At 67.4% G+C, this 17,945-nt stretch carries 10 protein-coding genes; 6 read left to right on the forward strand and 4 right to left on the reverse strand.

Annotation, left to right across the window (positions count from 1 at the left end; all coding sequences use genetic code 11):
• Positions 1–918 precede the first annotated feature (918 nt).
• Entirely contained in the window at positions 919–1,284 is a 366-nt protein-coding gene (locus tag U9978_RS12080; RefSeq protein ID WP_322761194.1) for a hypothetical protein, read from the forward strand.
• On the forward strand, positions 1,281–1,922 hold the full coding sequence (locus U9978_RS12085) for a hypothetical protein (RefSeq protein WP_322761195.1): 642 nt from the start codon (positions 1,281–1,283) through the stop codon (positions 1,920–1,922). Before U9978_RS12080 ends, U9978_RS12085 begins: the two co-directional genes overlap by 4 nt.
• 135 nt (positions 1,923–2,057) lie before the next feature.
• Here U9978_RS12085 and U9978_RS12090 read toward each other — a convergent pair whose 3' ends face one another.
• Positions 2,058–3,176, reverse strand: coding sequence for a glycerophosphodiester phosphodiesterase (locus U9978_RS12090; RefSeq protein WP_322761196.1), 1,119 nt, complete (start codon positions 3,174–3,176; stop codon positions 2,058–2,060).
• 417 nt (positions 3,177–3,593) lie between these two features.
• Here U9978_RS12090 and pglW point away from each other — a divergent pair, with 417 nt between their 5' ends.
• The 3 genes from pglW to U9978_RS12105 all read left to right on the forward strand — a co-directional run bounded on the left by pglW (position 3,594) and on the right by U9978_RS12105 (position 13,779).
• The gene (gene pglW / locus U9978_RS12095; protein ID WP_322761197.1) at positions 3,594–8,189 is read left to right on the forward strand and encodes a BREX system serine/threonine kinase PglW; all 4,596 of its coding nucleotides are present in this window, start codon (positions 3,594–3,596) and stop codon (positions 8,187–8,189) included.
• Positions 8,186–11,776: a BREX-2 system adenine-specific DNA-methyltransferase PglX gene (pglX, locus tag U9978_RS12100; RefSeq protein WP_322761198.1), complete on the forward strand. Its 3,591-nt coding sequence runs from the start codon at positions 8,186–8,188 to the stop codon at positions 11,774–11,776. The genes pglW and pglX overlap by 4 nt, the downstream gene beginning before the upstream one ends.
• A 281-nt stretch (positions 11,777–12,057) precedes the next feature.
• On the forward strand, positions 12,058–13,779 hold the full coding sequence (locus U9978_RS12105; RefSeq protein ID WP_322761199.1) for a proline--tRNA ligase: 1,722 nt from the start codon (positions 12,058–12,060) through the stop codon (positions 13,777–13,779).
• Positions 13,780–13,991: 212 nt separating this feature from the next.
• On the opposite strand, the gene U9978_RS12110 is transcribed toward U9978_RS12105, so the two are convergent.
• Positions 13,992–14,501, reverse strand: a complete 510-nt coding sequence (locus U9978_RS12110) for a MarR family transcriptional regulator (protein WP_322761200.1) — start codon at positions 14,499–14,501, stop codon at positions 13,992–13,994.
• Between the two features lie 99 nt (positions 14,502–14,600).
• Between U9978_RS12110 and U9978_RS12115 the strand changes: the two genes are divergently transcribed.
• Positions 14,601–15,296, forward strand: coding sequence for an NAD(P)-dependent oxidoreductase (locus U9978_RS12115; protein ID WP_322761201.1), 696 nt, complete (start codon positions 14,601–14,603; stop codon positions 15,294–15,296).
• 86 nt (positions 15,297–15,382) lie between these two features.
• Here U9978_RS12115 and U9978_RS12120 read toward each other — a convergent pair whose 3' ends face one another.
• Together U9978_RS12120 and U9978_RS12125 are read right to left on the reverse strand one after the other, a co-directional pair.
• A complete protein-coding gene (locus U9978_RS12120; RefSeq protein WP_322761202.1) occupies positions 15,383–16,258 on the reverse strand; it encodes an LLM class F420-dependent oxidoreductase in 876 nt (291 codons plus the stop codon).
• 56 nt (positions 16,259–16,314) lie between these two features.
• On the reverse strand, positions 16,315–17,925 hold the full coding sequence (locus U9978_RS12125) for a serine/threonine-protein kinase (protein WP_322761203.1): 1,611 nt from the start codon (positions 17,923–17,925) through the stop codon (positions 16,315–16,317).
• Positions 17,926–17,945: the final 20 nt, after the last annotated feature.

Below are 17,945 nucleotides of genomic sequence, written 5' to 3' on the forward strand. Positions count from 1 at the left end.
AGGGATGTGGGAGTACCGACGACGTCCCCGTCACCGGTTGTACCCCCGGAGCCGCTGGAACCCGCCGCGGGCGTGACAAGCCCACCGGTGAGGAGCACAACCAGCAGCAACACGACCGCGGATCTGCGCTGCCGCCGTAGGAACGTCATCCGGCGAAATCCCCGCCGGCCCGACGCTTTCGGGCGGCAGGTGCGGGTGGCTGGCCTATGCGGCGGAGTGTGTTCAGCTGTCTCGATCACGTTTACAACCCACCTTCGGTCCGCCCTGCGGTCACCAGCCAATAGCGATCAATGTCGGTAGGCTTGCGTTCCCTGACAAGGGTAGGAAATGCAGTCTGCCTCCGCATGCTGAAGGATGGTCTGGCGTGACATTCAGACGGCTTCGCTGGATTTGTTCGGGCGAACAGGCACCCATCTCCGGTGAGTCTCGGGAGCTGACCCGGTTTCGTTCCGATGGCGGCCTCTCGGCGGTTACGCCGTTCTTTCCGGTGTAGCGATATAACTTTCCGTAGCCGTTTATTTACACATGGGCGTGTTCGTGGGGCGCGTCGATGACGGCGGCTGGGCTCGCCGGCTCATGATTGGCCTGGCCGGGACCGGGTCGACCCCATGGCGCGGCGGTGTGGGGTCGAGCGTTGCGCGCACGCGAGGTCGCGCATGCGAGGTCGTGCATGCGAGGTCGTGCATGCGAGGTCGTGCATGCGAGGTGAGGTGGGAACCAGGTGATCGATGACGGCGGCGTGGGACAGCCGGCCCGCCAGATCCTGGACGAATGTTCCGGCGGTGACCTCTGAAAAATACGATCGCGCGATCTTCGGCCACGGATGGTTTCCCGTTATTGCTTCTTGGTAGCGTGCTGGTTAGCCTTCAGGCGTCTGAGACGGTAACGGGTGTGCGGGCCCATGGAAGGGGCAATGAAGTGACGGCGAGTGTCTTCGGATGCGATCCCGAGGTCGCCCGGCAGGTGTCCGGTGAGCTGGCAGACATTCGCGCTGCGCTCTCCTCGCTCGGTGCCGCTTTCGATGGTCTGCATGGTCAGACGGGGTCGGGCGAGGTGGAGACGGCCCTGCATCATTTCGTCAGCCAGTCGTCTGACCGGCGTGAGTCGCTGGATAAGTTGCTGGAGCGGGCGTCCGGTCTGCTGCGTGGCCTGGCCGACGGGGTATCCGCGGCGGATTCCGGCCTCGCCGGTGTGTTGCCGCCGGCGGCACCCACGGTTACGGTCGCTGCGTCTCCTGATGCCGGCGTGACCGCATCGCCGGTGGCTGCGGGCGGTGCGGTGTGACCGTTACCGGAACCGGTGCGCCATCGTGGTTCACCCTTCGGGTGCCCCGCTCCTGGTTTGAGTTCGACGTGTGGCGCGCCAGCCGTACCGGTGACCTCGCGCGTCTGGTCGACGAGCGGATCGCGCAGCTCCCACAACTGCGGCCACAGCGTGCGGCGCTGCTCAGGCTGCTGCGGGAGGTCGCTGAGCGGGCGGAGCGGCAGGGGGCTGTGTATTGCGCGGCCACCGCCGAACTGGTGGACGGTTCGGACGGTCTGGTGGCCAGCGTGATGGTGTTTCACACCGACGGCATGGCGACCGACGCGGACAACACGGCCGAGGCGATCGCGGGTCAGATCACCGCGGTGGTACCGACGGATCGGAGCTCTCCGTGGCGTACCGTGACGGTCGTCGAGATGCCGGCCGGCCGGGCTGTGCGTACGCGTGGGGTTGAGCGGTCGGAGCCGGACGGGGTGCGGATCGACGGCGTCATCATGCAGACGCTCATTCCCGTGCCGGACGGTCATGGTGTCCTCAATGTTGTTCTGAGCAGTCCGCATGTCGACATCGCCGAGGAGTTGTTCGAGCTGTTCGATGCCATCAGCGACACGTTGGCGTGGTCGCGGGATCGTCCGGAGCAGTTGTCCACGGCGCGTTGAGGTCGCACGATCGTTTCATCACAACGTCGGCGTGCTGAACACGGTGGCGAGGTTGTCCGCCGCCATGTTCAGCACGTTCCCGCGACGCGGGGAGCGCATCCCCGCTGGAACTACGCGGTGCCGCACCGCACGAGGCTAGGACGTGAACGCCTCGGCCCGTGCGATGACACCGATGTCGGCCTGGTCGGTGAACAGCCCGTCGATGCCGGCCTTCAAATACGTCACCTGCTCGTCGATCCCCCGACCGAAGTCGCTGAGGTTCGTCCCACGCCGGTAGTCCGCCGGCAGGAAGTTGTTCTCCGCCCGGAAGGTGTACGGGTGCAGTACCAGCCCCGCGGCGTGCGCGTCGGGGACCAGCGAGGTCGGCGTGCCCAGTGTTCCGTCCGCGGCCCGCGGGATGATCTGCGTCTTGTCCGGGCCGATTCCGTTCGCGTAGCGTGCGATCTGCCGCAGGCCGGCCGGGGTGGACAGGTCCGCGTAGGTCCGCGGGTCGCCGGCGTCGATCAGATCGAACGGAGCGCCGGCGGCGCTGAGCAGCTGCACCGAGGGAGCGCGCAGCCCGAGCGTGCGCAGCTGGCGCAGGTTGTTCGTCTCGAAGGACTGCACGAACACCGCGGCGCCGCGGTGGTTAAGGCCGTACCGGTTCAGGAGGTCCAGGAGTCGCTGCTCGAGGGGCAGACCGGCCTTCTGGAAGTAGGTCGGGTGCTTGGTCTCGGGGTAGACGCCGAGCTCGCGGCCGAGTTCCCGGGACAGGCGCTTGCGTAGCTCGAGCAGCTCGATGAAGGTCGGGACCTCGAACCGACCGTCGTACATCGTGTTCTCCTGCCGGATGGCCGGCAGCCGCTCCTTGGCGCGCAGGGTCTTCAGCTCGGCCAGGGTGAAGTCTTCGGTGAACCAGCCGGTGACCGGCGTGCCGTCCAGTACCTTGGTCACCTTGCGGGCGGCGAACTCCGGGTGGTCGGCGACGTCGGTGGTGCCGCCGATCTCCGGCTCGTGCCGGCAGACCAGGACGCCGTCCTTGGTGGGCACGAGGTCGGGCTCCATGAAGTCGGCGCCCAACCTGGCGGCCAGCTCGTATGAGGCGAGGGTGTGTTCCGGGCGGTAGCCCGACGCGCCGCGGTGCCCGATCACCAGCGTGCGATGGCGCTCGTGGCCACCGGAATCGGTGGCTGACGCCGATGAGATGCCGGTCACCCCGGAAGCGGCGACCAGGGGAGCTGCTGCGATGCCCGCGATCACGGTGCGGCGGTCCACGAGTCCTCCAGCGCAACGGCGGCGACCCTCGCCGACGGCGCGCTTGTGCAGCAAACCGATGGGAGAGAACGATGGAATGGACCGCGTCTTATCCATTGCCGTCGATCAGTTATCGAGTTGGTGAATCCGCCGACCCTGGCCGCGCTCATGGCGAAACGGGCCCGGGGCACAGAGCGGCCTTGCGTGACGTGAGCGAGGTCGGCGGGCCGTTCGAACTTCGGATCACCGGTCCCGCGGCGCGTTGACTCTGTGCACTGCCGATGGCGCCACGGATCACACTTTAGGGTGCACTATATTAACTGTTTCATTCACTTAAATGAGACAGCCAATCACTTTTGGTGTCTATGGGTATACGATTCGAGTGCGGAGCGTATACGTGTGGTCCCGGTGGGGTAATTGGCGGCCGGGGGGTCGATCATGCGTGAGGGTCGGTGGACGACGGTCGCACCGTCCCAGTTCCAGCATGAGCGGGAGGCGCTCAAACACATCCAGGAGCGGCTACCCGAGGCAGAGCCGTACCGCGCGTGGTCGAATTTCACCTTCACCGCGGGTACCGGCCACGTCCGCGAGGTGGACCTGTTCGTCGTCACCCACGGCGGCCTGTACCTGATCGAAATCAAGAGTCTGCACGGTCGGCTGACCGCGAGCGGCTCGAACTGGATCCTGCAGGGTCAGCGTGGCGAGCGGGTCTTCGACAACCCGTTACATCTGGCGGACTCGAAAGCCAAGCAGCTGCGGTCGCTGCTCAGCGCCGAGGCCGGGCGCCTGCGGCTGGGCTTGAAGATTCCTTACATCCAGGCTGCCGTGTTCCTGGCCGTCCCGAGCCTGCGGGTGGAGCTGCCCGACAACCAGCTCCACCGGGTTTTCGGCCCACAACCCCCCGACGGTGGGCAGCCCGGCCCGCTGCCGCCGATCTGGTCCGGGCTGCTTGAACAACCACCACGGGACGACAAGGAGCGGATCCGTCCGGAGCTGTCGAAAGCCCTCCCCAAGCTCCTGCACGGAGTCGGCATCGCGCGGAGCCGGCGCCACTTCCAGATCGGGTCGTGGGAGCTGACGTTCCCGCCGTTCGATACCGGTCCGACCTGGCAGGACCACCTCGCTCAGCACTCCCAGATCGTCTCCGAGCGGCGCCGGATCCGCATCTACCTGGTGGAGCGGCAGGCCGGACAGGCCGAGCGGACGAGTATCGAGCAGGCTGCCCGCCGGGAGATGCTTGCGCTGCACGGCATCAGCCATCCGGGCATCGTCCAGGTCGACGCGATGGAGCAGCATGAGGCCGGACCTGCTCTGATCTTTCGGCACCGGCCGGACGCCGAGCGGCTCGACCACTACATGGCGCGATTCGGCGACCGGTTGGACGCCGCCACGCGGATCGACATGATCCGACAGCTGGCCGAGGCGATCCGGTACGCGCACGGGCGCCACCTGCACCACCGGGCGCTGTCCGCGCGCAGCGTGTTCGCCGTTCCCGCGTCCCGGCGCAGGGGCGGCGATGAGGTGTGGCTCTCGCCGCGGCTGCAGATCAGTGACTGGCAGGCGGCGACCCGCAGCGCCGGCTCGGGGAGCGCCACCCCCAGCGTGTCCGTGCGGGCGGGCGCGGCCAGTCAGGTCGCCCCGCATCTGGAGCGCTCCGCCGAGGGTTATCTCGCCCCCGAGCTGTCGGCGCCGGATCCCGATCCGGTCGCGATGGACGTTTTCGGCCTCGGCACGGTGTCCTACCTGCTGCTCACCGGGAAGGCGCCGGCCGCGCAGCGCTCGGAGTTGCTCACCCGGCTGTCCGGCGAGGACGGCCTGCGCCCGTCGGCCGCGGTCGACTCGGTCTCCGAACTCGTCGACGGGCTGGTGCAGGAGGCCACCCGGCCCGTCCCGGCCGACCGCCTGACGACCGTCAGCGAGTTCCTCGAACTCCTTGAGCTGGTCGAGGACGAGCTGACCGCACCGACGACCCGGTCGATCATGCCTGCCGTGGACGAGAACGAGGACGAGCCGGACCCGCTGGAGGCGCGGCCGGGTGACCTCGTCGGCGGGGAGTGGCGGATCGACAAGAGGCTCGGCACGGGTTCGACGAGCCGTGCCTTTCTCGCCACGAACGAACGTACCGGCGCCCAGGAGGTGCTCAAGGTCGCGTTGTCGGACGAGAAGGCGACCCGCCTGGATCACGAGGCGCAGATTCTGCGCAAACTCGCCGACTCCCGGGTGATCCGTCTTTCCCGCCAGGAGCCCATCCGCGTCGGGGAGCGCACCGTGCTCGTCCTGGAACATGCCGGGGAGAAGACCGTCGCGCGCAAGCTGCGGGATGAAGGCCGGCTCACCGTCGATGACCTGGAGACCTTCAGCGACTACCTGTTCGGTGCCGTCGACTACCTGGAGGGCGAGGGCGTCGCCCACCGTGATCTCAAGCCGGACAACATCGCTATCAAGATCCGGAAAAACCGCACCCGGCAGCTCGTCCTCTTCGACTTCTCCCTGGCCGGTATCTCGGTCAAGGAGATCGAGGCAGGCACGCCCCGCTACCTCGACCCCTTCCTCGGCACCCCGCCGCGCCCGGTGTACGACGACCACGCCGAGCGCTACGCGCTGGCGGTGACCCTGCACGAGATGGCATCGGGTGAGCTGCCGTTCTGGGGGGACGGCCGGACCGAGGCCCGGTACACCGACGGGCCGCCGATGCTGGCCGTCGAAGCGTTCGACCCGGCGATCCGCGACGGTCTCGCGGGCTTCTTGACCCGCGCGCTCGACCGCGAGGCGTCTGGGCGGTTCGCCACGCTGAAGGAGATGCGGGACGCCTGGCAGCAGGTGTTCCGCACCTCGGACGCGGCCGTGCCGGTCGGCACCGATCATCCGATCGGGACCGAACCCGAGGACGATCAGGCCGCGGGGAAGGCGCGCGACACCGCTGCCGCCAAGGCGACCCGGTCGACACTCCTGGAATCGGCGGGCCTGACTCCCCGGGCCATCTCAGCGGCCCATGAGCTCAATGCCACGACCGTCGCCGATCTGCTCGAGCTCAACTCGAAGCAGATCATCGGCCAGCCCGGTCTGGGCGCGAAGACCCGACGTGAGCTGCAGCGTCGGATCCGGGAATGGAAAACCCTGCTCGGTGGGAACCCGGCGCCGGCGCAGCCGGCCGATGAGATGGGGACGTCCGCCCACCATGAGGGAATGGACGTTCCCGGGGACGGGACGTCAGCGGTGCTGGCGCGGGTCGGGGTGGACGGGGTCGTCGCCCGGCTCCTGCCCGCCCTGGCCAGGAACGGGCGCAACGCGACGGAGGTCGAGGCGACCCGCCTGCTGCTCGGGCTACCCGATCGCGACGGCGTCCTGTCGGGGCTGCCGCCGTGGCCGCGCCAGCAGCTCGTCGCGGAGAAACTCGGAGTCAGCTCGGGTCGGGTCGCGCAGGTGCTGTCGAAACAGCGCCGCGAATGGCATGGCGAACCGGTTGTGCGCAGCGTCCACGCAGAGCTGGTCGAACTGCTCGCCGACGGCGGCCGGGTGATGGGCATGTCCGAACTGGCCGCGGCCGTGCTGGCCCGGCGCGGCTCGGTGACGAGCGGGGAGGATCTGCGCCGCGCGGTGGCGGGCGCAGCCGTCCGCGCCGCGGTGGAGATCGACGCGCTAGCGGACGAATCCCGGCTGTTGATCCGCCGGCACGGGAACGTGCTGCTCGTCGCCCTGGAGGTGACCGAGGAGGACGGGCCGCGCACACCGTCGGCGCCGGCTCTGCTCGACCACGCCGACGCCCTGGGACGGGTCGCGGACCGGTTGGCCGGCCTGGAGGTGCTGCCCGCGCCCGCGACGGTGCTCCGCGAACTGACCGCCGTCCGGGCGACGTCCCTGTCCCTCGGACCGGATGACCAGGACGGGTCCGACGCGCCCGACTGGTCAGACGTGCCCGACGGGCATGACAGGCCCGACGCGCCTGACCGGCCTGACCGGCGTGACCGGCGTGACCGGCCTGGGCATGCGGCCGGCGAGGGAATGATCCTTGATGAGCGACGCCTCGTTCGCCTTGCCGCGGCTGCCTCACAGAACGCCGCGGCCACCGCCCGGATGGAGATCTACCCGCGCGACCTCGATCCGGTGCGGGCGCTGCGGATCGCCCAGGCAGGTCTGATCACACCGCACCCCGACCCGGCCAGAAGCCAACGACTGACCGTCGAGGCCATCCGCGAGCGGGTACGGGCGCGTTTCCCGGACCTGGAGCCGCTGCCGGAGCACCCGAAACTGGACCGCCTGCTGCGGGAAGCGGGCTTCGAGGTCAGGTGGAGCGACGGCGGGTACGTCCTCCCGCCTGGGCTCCTGTCCTCGACCGGGATGTTCTCAAGCGTGCCGGTGACAACGCGCCGCACCACGGCGCGGGGCATATCGCGCTACACCGCGGACTCCCCGGAGCAGGCGGCCGCGGTCGTCGCCGAGCAGCGGCTCACCAGCGCTGCGGGCACGGATGGCTTCCGTGCACTCACAGTACGCCGTAACCGGTACACGCTGGCCCGCGACGAGCTGGCCGGCCGGTTCGGCGCACAGCCCGTGAACATCGCCGCGCTCTTCCTCGCGGCTCTGCACGATCAGGTCGATCCCCGCCCGAAACCGACCTGGGCGACGGTCCTCGCCGCAGATGTCGCCGAACCGGGCAGCAGGGCGGCTCGGAAGATCAGCGAATACGCGGCGGCGGCCTGGGCCGTGGTCGAACCGCGCCTGGTCGCCATGGTGGGCGCTGACCCGGTGGGCGCTGACCTGACGGGCGCTGACCCGGTAGGCGGTACCGGGCCGCTGCTCCTGCACGACGCCGGCCCGCTCGCCCGCTACCGCGGCATGGACGTGCTGTACGCGGTCGCCGGGCGGTCGCGGTCACGCGGCCGACCGACCTGGCTGTTGTGCCCGGTGGACGACCCCGGGCACCCGCCGCGCCTGGACGGCGAGCTCGTGCAGGTCGTCACCGAGAACGAATGGATCATGCTGCCCGACGCGTGGGTGGCCAACGAGCACCGGAGCGGGGAGAAAGCATCGTGATCGACCGGGGGTCGTTACTCAAGGATCTGCAGCGGCAGATCCGGACACTCGAGGCGGACCTGCGCGAACAGGTCGTCGTCGTCGAGGAGGTCGGGACGGCGTTGCGCGCCGAGTACCTCGATGCGTTCCGGGTGAAGCGCACCGCGGCGACCTGGGCGTCATGGCGGGACGAACGGGTCACCCAGGCCGCGGTCGCCTGGGTGCTCGCCACCGTGTTCGTCCGGTTCTGCGAGGACAACGGCCTGCTCGCCGAGCCGTACCTGGCCGGGCCGGACACGTCCAGCATGACGCTGGCGGAGGAGTCCCAGGACGAGTTCTTCCGCACCCACCCGGCCCAGACCGACCGTGACTGGCTGCTCGCTGCCTTCGACGCCATCGCCGGTGTGCCCGTGGGCGCATCCCTGTTCGACCGGCGGCACAACGCGCTCTACCAGATCCCGGTGTCGCATGACGCGGCCAAGGGTCTGATCGCCTTCTGGCGCCGCCGTGGCGAGGACGCCCGACTCGTCCACGATTTCACCGACCCGGCGTGGGACACCCGTTTCCTCGGTGACCTCTACCAGGACCTCTCCGAGGACGCGCGCAAGCGCTATGCGCTGCTGCAGACCCCGGAGTTCGTCGAGGAGTTCATCCTCGATCTGACGCTCAGCCCGGCCATCGACGAGTTCGGTTACGACGTCGTGAAGATGATCGATCCGACCTGCGGGTCCGGCCATTTTCTGCTCGGCGCGTTTCATCGCCTGCTCGCCGAATGGGAGAACAACGCCCCGGGCCGGGACGCGCACGAGCGGGTCCGGCTCGCCCTGGACGCCGTGCACGGTGTGGACGTCAACCCGTTCGCGGTCGCGATCGCCCGGTTCCGCCTGCTGGTCGCCGCCCTGCGCGCCGCCGGCTTCTCCTCCCTGGCCGAGGCCGCCGGCTACACCTTCCCCCTGCACATCGCCGTCGGCGACTCGCTGATCAAGCATCGGCAGCTCGGCCTGTTCGACTCCGAGCAAGACGAGTTCGCCGCGTTCTCCTACGCCACCGAAGATGTGACCGATCATCCCGGCATTCTGGCGCAGGGCCGCTATCACGCGGTGGTCGGCAATCCGCCGTACATCACGGTCAAGGACAAGGAGCTGAACCAGCACTACCGGGAGCTGTACGACGCCTGCTCGGGTAAGTACGCCCTTTCGGCCCCCTTCGCCCAGCGCTTCTTCGAGCTGGCCAGAGAGGCCGACGCCGACGGCCGGGGCGCCGGCTACGTCGGCCAGATCACCGCCAACTCCTTCATGAAGCGGGAGTTCGGGAAGAAGCTCATCGAGCAGTTCTTTGCGAACAAGGTCGAGCTGACGCATATCATCGACACGTCGGGCGCCTATATCCCCGGCCACGGCACCCCGACCGTCATCCTCGCCGGCCGTCGCAAGGACAGGAAGCGGGCCGAAACCGTTCGGGCAGTGCTCGGGATCCGCGGCGAGCCGTCCGCACCCGCCGTGCCAAGCGAGGGCCTTGTCTGGCGCGCGATCGTGGAGCAGATTGATCACGCTGGATCCGAAAGTGAATGGGTCAGCGTTGTGGATCTACCACGAGAGCGCGTAGCGACCTATCCATGGAGCCTCAGCGGTGGCGGTGCCTCCGACCTCCAGGCTAAAATTGAGGTCCACGCCGACATTCGGCTTGGTCAAATCGCTTCATCTATCGGTATTACAAGTTTTACTCTGGAAGACGATCTTTATTTGCTTCCGGAATCGAGCGCAAGGCGTCACCAAATTGAGAATGCATGGTGGAGGCCCATGATTGTCGGTGACTCCCTGCGTGACTGGGCGTGGTCCCAAAACGAAGTGGCAGTGTTTCCTTACGACCGGGGTTACTCCCCGATTGACGTTCCAAGCAATCCGCCAATGCATCGATATTTGTGGCCAGGGCGCACCAACCTGTGTCGGAGTATCCTGTTCGGTGGGCGAACGAAGGTGGAAAGCGGGCTGAAATGGTCCGAGTACGGTCGACTAACCGCAAGCAAGCTGCGAGTTCCGCTTTCCATCGCCCTTGCATTTGTTGGCACTCACAATCACTTCGTGCTTGATCGTGGGGGAAAAGTCTTCAATCGTACTGCGCCGGTGATTAAATTGCCGGAGAGCGCTGGGGAGGACGAGCACTTGCGGTTACTGGGGGTGCTCAACAGCTCGACCGCCTGCTTCTGGCTCAAGCAGGTAAGCCACAATAAAGGCAACGAAGGCTATCAGTCTGGCATCAAGACTGAAATGTGGGAGCGATTCTACGAGTTCACCGGGACGAAGCTGCAGGAGTTTCCGCTGCCGGCGGAGTATCCGCTGGAGCTGGCGCGGGAGCTGGACGGGTTGGCGCAGCGGCTCGGCGCGGTGAGTCCGTCGGCGGTCGCGGCCGACGAGGCACCGACCCGGGCACGGCTGGCCCAGGCGCGGCGGGAGTGGGAGTCGACCCGGACGCGGATGATCGCGTTGCAGGAGGAGCTGGACTGGCAGGTCTACTCCCTCTACGGGCTGCTCCCCGACGAACTGACCGCGCCGGGCGAGGCCGTCCCGGAGCTGACGCTCGGGGAGCGGGCGTTCGAGATCGTCCTGGCTCGGAGGATGGCCGCGGGTGAGGCGAGCACCGCGTGGTTCACCCGGCATGGCTCCACACCGATCACCGAGCTCCCCGGCCACTGGCCCGCCGAGTACCGGGCCGTGGTCGAAAGGCGTATCGCCGTCATCGGGAACAACCGGCATCTCGCGCTCATCGAGCGACCCGAGTGCAAGCGGCGGTGGGCGACCGAGGGCTGGGATTCTCTCCAGGCCAAGGCGTTACGCGACTGGCTGCTCGACCGCTGCGAAGCGCGCGAACTGTGGTTCCACGAGGTCGACGCGATGGTGCAGCCCCGGCCGCTGACCACCTCCCAGCTGGCCGACGAGCTGCGCCGAGACCAGACATTCGTCGCCGTCGCCGAGCTGTACCAGCCGGGCGGGGAGCTCACCGGGATTGTCGCCGACCTGGTCGCGGACGAGCATGTCCCGTTTCTCGCCGCCCTGCGGTACACCGACGACGGGCTGGTCAAACGCGGCGACTGGGAGCACGTCTGGGATCTGCAGCGGGCCGAGGACGCCGCCCCCACCGAGGAGGAGCGGCTTAAGATCCGCGACAGGATCCCGGTGCCGCCGAAGTACAAGCCGACCGATTTTCGCCGGACGAGTTTCTGGCGGCAGCGCGGCAAGCTCGACGTACCCAAGGAGCGGTTCGTCTCCTATCCGCACGCCTGCCGGGACGGGGACTCGAGCCTGTTGGTCGGCTGGGCCGGTTGGGATCACCGTGAGCAGGCGCAGGCTCTGGCCACTCTTGTCGTTGAGCGGGAGCAGAACGACGGTTGGGGCGCGGAGCGCCTCGCTCCGCTGCTCGCCGGCTTGCGGGAGGTGTTGGCGTGGGTGTGGCAGTGGCATGGTGAGTTCGATCCGCTCTACGACGGCAGCCCCGCTGAGGTCTACGAGGGGTTCCTCGCCGACTGCACGAACCGGCTGCATCTGCGCGAGGACGGTCTCGCCGACTGGCGTCCCCCGGTCGCCCCCCGCGGTCGCCGGAAGAAGACCTGACCCAGGATCTGACCCGACCCCGCCCGGCCGACCGGCCCGGCCGAGCACTTCTGGCAGACGCACGCCGGGTTGCGTTCCGCGGAACGCAACCCGGATCGGGTTTCTGGACTCGCTGCGGCGGGGCACGGAGTGTGATCGTTAAGGCTCCGGAGCCTGGTAGATGGCTGCCCGGTAGGCCAAGGGCTCCTGACACCCTGGCCGTCGGAGGCAGTAGGTTAGATCAGAAATGCCGTCGGGCGTTGCCCTTCTCGGCTCCTCTCGCGTGACGGAGGTTTACCCCTGTGGACCATCTTTCTCGTCTTTTCGTCCGGACGCTTCGCGACGATCCTGCTGAAGCTGAAACAGTCAATCACAGGCTGCTGGTTCGTGGTGGCTATGTCCGGAAGGTCTCATCGGGCATCTATACCTATCTTCCCCTCGGGCTTCGCGTCCTCCGCAAGGTCGAGAAGATCGTTCGGCAAGAAATGGCAGCGGCCGGGTGTCAGGAATTGCTGATGCCGGCGATCATGCCGCGCGAGTTGTGGGAACGGACCGGCCGGTGGGCCAACTATGGCGAGCTGATGTTCCGGGTGACGGACCGAAAGGGAGCGGAGTTCTGCCTCGGTCCCACCCACGAGGAACTGGTCACCAACATGATAGCGAACGAGATCAGCAGCTATCGGGACCTGCCTCTGAGTGTCTACCAGATTCAGACCAAGTACCGCGACGAGTTGCGGCCGAGGTCCGGCCTCATACGTGCTCGTGATTTTGTCATGAAGGACGCCTACAGCTTCCACGTGGACCTCAGCTCGCTCCGTGAGACGTATGGCGTGATGTACGACGCCTACGTACGGGTGTTTACCCGCTGTGGGCTTCGGTTTCGGGCTGTGGAGGCACAGGCCGGTGAGATCGGGGGCGACGTGAACCACGAGTTCATGGCCCCGAGCGAGATCGGTGAGGATCTGTTCGTCTATGCCCCGAAGGGCAGCTATGCCGCGAACATGGAAGCTGCATCGAGTCAGCGGCCCGCCGAAGTAGCTGCCGGGACAGACCCGCTCCAGCGTATTCACACCCCTGGGGTTCCGGGGGTTCAGGAAGTCGCCGCGCACCTCGGCATACCGACGAGCCAGATACTGAAATGCGTCCTGTACAAGGTTCCGCGCGCCGGTGACGGGGGGATTCAGGTCGTCGCCGTACTCTGCCCGGGCAACCGGGAGATCAATGAGTACAAGCTCGGGAAGGTCCTCGGCGCGGCGCCTACGCTCCTTGAAGCGGCCGATTTCGCAGCGAACCCCGGTCTGATCCGAGGGTACGTCGGGCCGCAGGGGCTTACACCCTATGTCAGCAGGATCGTCGCAGATCATCATGTCGCGGCCGGGCGGGACTGGTGTACCGGTGCGAACGAGGTTGACTACCACGTGACCGGCTGCAACCGAGGACGCGACTTTGCGCCGGATGAGTACGCGGACGTGACCAATGTCCGGCCGGGTGACCCGTCTCCGGATGGCACAGGTCCACTCGCGGTCGACAGATCAGTCGAAATCGGCCACATCTTCCAGCTTGGCACAAAGTATTCGGTGCCCTTGGAAGCGAGGTTTCTTGACGGTAACGGCAAGGACGCACCCATGGTAATGGGCTGCTACGGTATCGGCATAAGCCGCATTCTTTCGGTCGTGATCGAGCAGCACCACGATGAGAACGGCATCGTGTGGCCGGCGGCACTCGCCCCCTACGACGTAGAAGTGATCCCGTTGGGTCGGAAGGTCGATTGGGACGTGGTCAACTCGGTTGCCGGATCGCTGGAGGCGGAAGGGCTTGACGTTCTCGTGGATGACCGGCAGGGAAGCTCGGCCGGGGTGAAGTTCGCGGACGCCGATTTGATTGGATGCCCGGTACAGGTCGTCATAGGACGCCGAGCGGCCGAAGGCGTCGTCGAGGTTCGAACGCGGGACCGATCCGTTGTGACCGAGATTGACATCGCGGATCTACCAAAAACGGTTGAACAGCTCCACCGGGCGCTGTGATGACAGCGTCTACCCCTCTACCGGACAATGACGTCGCCTGGAACCCGGCGGACGAGAACGCGGAACGAATCGTCCATGGCAACAACAGCCCGAGCTGACACCGAGGGCGTGCGCCATGGCGGCCATGGCGGCCAAGGCCGGCAAGGCGGCGTTCGCGGTGAACATTCCGGACGGGAGGTGGGTCAGCGGGTCGTTCCGGGCAATTTTTCCGCTCAGGGGTCGGAGCCCTTCGCGAGCTGGTCCGTGGCGGATTGCCCGGCTTCGGTGCAGCGTCGCAGGAAATCGACGACGAGGTCGATCTCGTCGTCGCTGTAGTTCTCAAGGATCCTGTCCAGCGAGCGGTTCATACCGTCGTACAGCCGGAAGATGTCGCGCTGCTTGTCGGGCACGCCGCGTATGAGCACAGCACGCCGGTCGCTCTCGACCCGGTCGCGCACGATCCAACCGCCCTTCTCGAGGCGGTCGAGAATGCCGGTCATCGTGGCCAGGTGCACACCGACGCGACGTGCAAGAGCGCTCGGGCTGATCGGGCCGTGGCGCGTGATGACGTCGAGACAGTCGAAGTCCACGTCCTTGATCTCTATCCGCGAGCCCACCCGGTGATTGAGCACTGCCAGTTCGATCCGCAGCTCGCGCAGGCTCAGCTTGGCCTCGGCGATCCGCCGGCTCCGGGTTCGTCCTTCCTCGCCAGATGCCGATCCGTCAACACCTCGCGCTGCCAATCCCCCTGACCTCCCCGTGTCATGTTATCGTTCTCGTATCATACGAGATTCGTAGTATTAGATCGTGACCCGCGCCTGCGGGTCAGGAGGAGCGTAACCATGAGGATCGTCGTCTTCGGGGCCAACGGGTTGACCGGCCGACTGCTGACGGAGCAGGCGCTCGCCGCCCGCCACGACGTCGTAGCGGTGACCAGGCGGCCGGCCGATTTCCCGATCACGCACGAACGACTGGACGTCGTGGAGGCTGACGTCCATGACGCGCCGGCCGTCGATCGCGCGATCGACGGGGCACATGTCGTGCTGTCGACGCTCGGCGTGCCCTTCACGCGCAAGCCGATCAGTGTCTACAGCGACGGCGTGCGCACCATCGCCGCCGCGATGGCCACGCACGGGATCAAGCGACTGGCCGTGGTCAGCTCGAGTGCCACCGAGCCGCATTATCATGCTGACGGCGGTTTTCTGATGAACCGAGTCATGCAGCCGTTGCTCACTGCGACGATCGGCAAGACGACGTACGCGGACATGCGGCTCATGGAGGAACTCGTCCGCGCCAGCGACCTGGAGTGGACGATCATGCGCCCGTCAGGTCTGTTCGATGCTGCCGGGGTGACGAGGTACGAGCTTCACGAGGATCAGGCGCCGGGCATCTTCACCAGCCGCGCCGACCTCGCCGCGAGCCTGCTCGAGCAGGCGGTCAATGTCCGGTTCGTGCGGAAGGCGGTCGCAGTGACAACACTCGAGGGCGCTCCCACACTGTTCCAGATGCTGCGCCGGGAGGCATTCAAGAGAGGCTGACGTCGGCCGGACTGCGGTTCGTCCTGGTGTCGAACCCCAGCTCTGTTTCTTGGTCTAATTCCCTGTTGCCGGGCGCTTGTACTCGTCTAGTGGATCAGTGCGGCGAGTTCGCCCCATTCCCGCCGGGGGAGCGCTGTCGGGTCGGCGGTCAGGACCTGGAGGGCGACGTGGTCAGCGCCGGCGTCGAGGTGGTCCTTGACTCTGCGGTGGATGTCGTCGAGGGTGCCCCAGGCGACGAGGGCGTCGATGAGGCGGTCGCTGCCCTGGCCGGCGATGTCGTCGTCGGTGAAGCCGTGTCGGCGCAGGTTGTTGGCGTAGTTGGGGAGGCGGATGACGCGGCTGACGTTGGCGCGGGCGATGCGGCGGGCGTCGCCGGGGTCGGTGACGAGGACGACTTTCTGCTCGGGGATGAGGAGGGGTCCTTCTCCGAGGTGGCGGCGGGCGAACTCCGTGTGTTCGACGGGAACGGTATAGGTGTGTGCGCCGCCGGTGCGTTCGGCGGCGAGCGTGAGCATCTTCGGTCCGAGGGCCGCGAGGATGCGGTGCAGACCGGTGGCGGGTGGGGCGCCGTAGTAGGGGGCGGCGTCCATGGCCGCGAGGTAGTCGCGGGTGACCTGGAGTGGGCTGGCCATCTGGTGGCCGCGGTGGGCGACGGCGAGGGTGTGGCTGACGCCGATACCGAGCAGGAAACGGTCGGGGAATCCTTCGGTCAGGGTGCGCTGGGCGTTGACCATGGCGGTCGCGTCGCGGGCCCACAGGTTCGCGATCCCGGTGGCGACGACCATGCGCCGGCTGGCGGCGAGCAGCAGCGCTGCGTGGCTCATGATCTCCTTGCCCGTGGCTTCGGGAATCCACAGGGCGCCGAACCCGAGTTCGTCGAGTTCGGCGACCGCGTTCTGTGCGGCGGACAGCGGTTGTGTATCCAGGGCGATCGACCAGATGCCGACCCGTCCGATGTCCATGTGAATCCCTTCGTTGCTATACCGGCTTGATGGCGTTGACGCACGTGACGTCGGTGTCAGGGTGCCGCGGAAAGCTTCACCCTGCAGCTGCTGTCCGTGAGATAGACCTGTGGCCAGCCGTTGGTCTCGAGGATCCTGGTCGCCCCGTCCGGCGTCGCTGTGTTGACGTCGACGGTTTGTCCGGTCGCCGCGTCGTGGAGTCGGAAATCGCATTCCGAGTTTCCGCTGAAGTCCTTCACCTCTACCGCGACCCGGCCGGATGCGGGTGCTGCGAAGGCATCGGTATCGCCGCTCTGGTCCTGGATGAACGGGAGGGTCGCGGTTCCGCTGCCAGGAAGTGCGCTAAGGCGGCAGCCGACGGTGGCCTCCCATTGAAAACGGCCGGTCTGGTGAATCTGGAAGGTCTTGTCGCCGTATATCTGCGCGGGCAGCGTCACGGGTATACCCGTCGTGCTCTCCCGGAGGGCGATGGTGCAGCCGTCGTCCTGTCCGTTGATCTGATCCACCACGTTCAACCGCCACGGCCCCGTCGTGGTGAAGGAGTTGTCCGCAGACCCGCGGTCGGCAGACCCGCGGTCGGCGGTCAGCACGGTGACGGTCGCCACTGCGGCGGCGGCGACGAGTACCGCGGCCAGCGCCGCGACGAGGAGCCGTCGCCGATGCGGCCAGCGTGTTCGCCGTGCTGGGACGGGCGGCCGTGAGATGCGTTCCGGCGCGGTACCGGGCGGGGTGGCAGGCGGGCCATCGGGAAGGGTCGAGCCGTCCGGCCCACGCTCCAGCAGCCTGGTGAGCTGGTCGGCCAGACCTGGCGCGGGGGAGTAGCCAGGGGAGTCGATGGTGCGGCCGAGTACCTCGGTGCGTAGCTGCTCCGCCGTCGGTCGGGCTTGCGGATCCCGGGACAGCGCCTGGCGCATCAGGTCACGCAGCGGGGGTGCCACCCGGTTGTAGTCGACCCGCGGTTCCTCGTTCATGATCCGGTAGGTGGTCGCCTCGATCGTCCCCTTCCCGAAGGGCGGTTCGCCTGTCGCCGCGTAGCAGACCAGACCCGCCCAGGCGAACACGTCCGAGGCGGTGCCGATCGTGCCGGTGCTCACCTGTTCGGGGGACAGCCAGCCGGGCGTGCCGACCAGCGTCCCGGTGACGGTCAACGGTTGTGTGTCGCGCGCGGCGGCGATGCCGAAGTCGATGACCTTCGGACCGTGCGAGGTCCAGATGACGTTGGACGGCTTGAGGTCGCGGTGGATGAGCCCCGCCGCGTGGATCGAGACCAACGCCTCGGCGAGCCCGCCGCCGAGCAGCAGCTGGGCCGCTTCGGGCAGGGCGCCGTGCGCGTCCACATGGCCTGCCAGCGTTGGCGCGTCGAGGAACTCGGTGGCAAGCCAGGGCTGGTCGACCGTGAGGTCGAAGTCGAGTAACCGGGCGGTGCAGGTGCCACCGACCCGGAAGCACGCCTGGACCTCGCGCTGGAACCGGGTCCGAAAGTCCGGGTTGTCGGCCAGCTCCATCCGGACCACTTTGATCGCCACCTGCCCCAGCGGCCCGTCCGCGAGGTAGACGACTCCCATCCCGCCGCTGCCCAGTCGGGCGTGGACGCGATGGCGACCCAGGCTCAGCGGATCGGTCGTCCGCAGCGCATGCAGCGGGATACGAACGGCGCTAGACGACATCGGGTTCCTCTCAAAGATCC

This window comes from Protofrankia sp. Cr2, assembly GCF_963555885.1.
Taxonomy (GTDB): Bacteria; Actinomycetota; Actinomycetes; order Frankiales; family Frankiaceae; genus Protofrankia.